2 protein-coding genes are annotated in these 2,733 nt (G+C 63.7%); one reads left to right on the forward strand and one right to left on the reverse strand.

The features are described from left to right. Positions 1 to 1,575: toll/interleukin-1 receptor domain-containing protein (locus ACLP25_RS16840; RefSeq protein WP_442470333.1), on the reverse strand; the 1,575-nt coding region annotated here is incomplete at its 3' end. 627 nt (positions 1,576 to 2,202) lie between these two features. Between ACLP25_RS16840 and ACLP25_RS16845 the strand changes: the two genes are divergently transcribed. Beyond that, positions 2,203 to 2,616: a hypothetical protein gene (locus ACLP25_RS16845; protein WP_442470334.1), complete on the forward strand. Its 414-nt coding sequence runs from the start codon at positions 2,203 to 2,205 to the stop codon at positions 2,614 to 2,616. Positions 2,617 to 2,733: the final 117 nt, after the last annotated feature.

Genomic DNA, 2,733 nt, shown 5'->3' on the forward strand with positions numbered 1-2,733 from the left:
CTTGGCTGCCATGTTGTCCCAACTATATTCAGGAAACAGAATGCTTCTCTCTCCTGATCTGAGATAGGGAAGCACAACGCTGACGTGCCGCCAGCCGACCCACACTGGGAATGCAGCGATCGCCACAATTCCGAGCTTGCGCCAAATTTGATCCGCGTCCATCGCGGCGGAGACCAGCAACGCCGTGAAGCCCCCAAGCGCGATCACGGCGACAGCGGTGACGGTCGCCACCCCCCACTTTACGCCCCGCAATGCCGCGATGCTGGCCGGAATAGCGAAGCCCGTCACCGATACCACTCCCGCCCAGAATCTAATCGAGCGTTTGGCTCGCACATTGCGGGAAATATCCAAGCGAGTAACGTGATCCGCCATCGTCAGCCGCCTCGGTCCTTCGCGTCTCAGGAGCGGTTCAACGTCCCAGCGATCGCGATGCCTGGTCAATTGTTGAGCGTAGCAGCGCGACGCGAGAGCCGCATTGATGAATCTCAAGGCGAGGCGTGGTCCCTGGATGATCTGCGGAATGCGCGTGAGCGGCATCGGTCCGAGCGAGAATTCCTCGAACCGCGCCGTCAGCGCCGCCGCCGATTGCAGCCGCCCCAAATAGTCAGACCTCATGGCCATGACCGCCATGAATGGCAGGCTCTCGGAGAGCGCCTGACTGAGAATTTGCAGGAAGAGCCGGGCCTCGTCCGGGCCGGCGACGCCGAACACTTCTTCCGCCTGGTCGATCGGGATGAGGATCTGCGCTTCGCCCGCGCCCGCGTTGACGCGTAGGTCGTTGGCGAAGTCCGCGAGGGCGCGCGCAGGGTCGGGACGTAAGAGATCATCCTTCAGCTTGCGCCAGTCGGCGCCGGGGCCGAATGCTCCCACCAGCGCCACCGCCAATTCGTCGACCGGATGCAGGCGGGGCCGCATCGGCGGCGCGACGATCCAATTACGGCCGGCGCGTTTCAGCCGCGGAACGACGCCGGCCCGCAGGAGCGAGGACTTGCCCGATCCCGACGACCCGAGCAGCGCCACCAGCTTGGCACCGCCCTGCGCGCGGCGCGCGTCGAGCCGCTCGATCAGGCGGCGGATGTCGTCGTCGCGGCCGAAATAGATCGCGGCGTCCTCTTCCTCAAACGCGAGCAGACCTGGAAACGGCGGGCGGCTCGCATCCCATGTAAAGCCGCCCTGGGCGTCGAGCGCGATCCGAACGAGCTCGCGCGAGAGCCGTTCGAGACCGCCCTCGCGATCGCTGAGCAGATTGAGCGTCTGGATGTCGGGCGATATCTGAGCGTCGCCGGTCGGCGTCTCGATCACCAGGAAGATCGCCTTGCCGAGCGCGCGCGCCTGCGTGAACTCGGCGAAGCACCATTTTGAGGCGAGCCAGTTCGGCGTCTGGATGATGATGACGGCCTGGGACTGCTCGACCTCTCGGTAGAGCGTCTTCTCCCAGTCGGCCCCGGGCGGGATGCCAGTCGTTTTGTCGAAGTCGAGAAATGTCGTCTCGAGCCCCTGGCGCGCGAGCCAAGCCTTCATCCGCGCGGCCGCTTCGTCGTCGAGGCTCGAATGAGAGATGAAGATGCGCGCCATGCGGCTTTTCCCGATGTGGGCCCGATTTCACGTCTTGCGGGTCTGCGCAGTTCTTTCGAAGGCTATCAAGGGCAGGCGCTCTTGCAAAGCCGCGCGTTTGGCAGTGTCGGTGACGTCAGTTGTCCGCCCTTCGTCGCGAGTGAGTTGCCGGCCCAGGTTCAATCAGAAAAGCTCATGCCGCATTGGCCGAATGGCGCGCCCTCGCGGCCTAACAGGCGTTTGAGTCTGTGCGGGCTGCGCCATACGCAGACGAGCGACCGTTACAATGATAAAGCCTCCGTAAGACCTGTCCAGGCGTTCGTTCCAGATTGTGATCAGGATCACAGACAACCTTGCATCCTCTTGGCATTGTCGTGAGCGACGATTTGACCGAATAGAGTCGGGTTGACGGAGAAAATGCTTAGAGAGCGCGTTTGGCACCCAAATCGACCTCCTTCCGATCATTGAATTCGACACGGGCGATGCAAAGGACAACGAGGCGAGGGCTGATCAGCTTGGAAGTCTGTGGTGGCCTAGGCTGATGCGCCCTGCGGGATCTACGACGCGTGCAGGTAGAGCCTGAGACCGCCTTAGGTCGCCAGGCGCCGGTTGGAGAAGAGCCTGAGTTGCTGGGAGTCGGGGAGCGTTATGATCCAAGCGGCGACCCGGACTATTGCTCGCAGCGAAGGTGGGCTCGTGATAGGCGATACCCAGCAGCCTGAGTTGCAGGTCGACAGGATCGAGCTCTCCGTCGTCCATGGGCACCTGGCGTTCGCCCGATTTCCTGTGCTGGTTGGCCACTACAGCGGCGATGCTTTCGCCGGCACGGAAGCGCGGCTGGACCGGGCGCTTGGTTCCCGGCTCTCCAACCGGCGCAAGCTTGGGCTGTATCCGAGTCGGATCGGGACGAGCGCGATCCTCCTCGATCCGAATTCCAAGCCGCCCGGGGCGGTCGTCGTCGGGCTAGGCCAACCGGCCGACCTCTCGATCGGCACCCTTCGCGAAACCTTGCGGCAGGGGATCCTGGCCTTTGTGGCCGAAACAATGGACCAGGGCTGCTAGAGTCCGGACGCGGCGGACCCGAAGACGCGGCTGGGGCTAAGTTCGCTGCTTGTCGGCGCTGGAGAAGGCGGCATCGACCGCACGAGCTGCCTGCAGGCGCTCCTGCAGGCGACGAGC

The organism is Roseiarcus sp. (assembly GCF_052145395.1).
GTDB lineage: Bacteria > Pseudomonadota > Alphaproteobacteria > Rhizobiales > Beijerinckiaceae > Roseiarcus.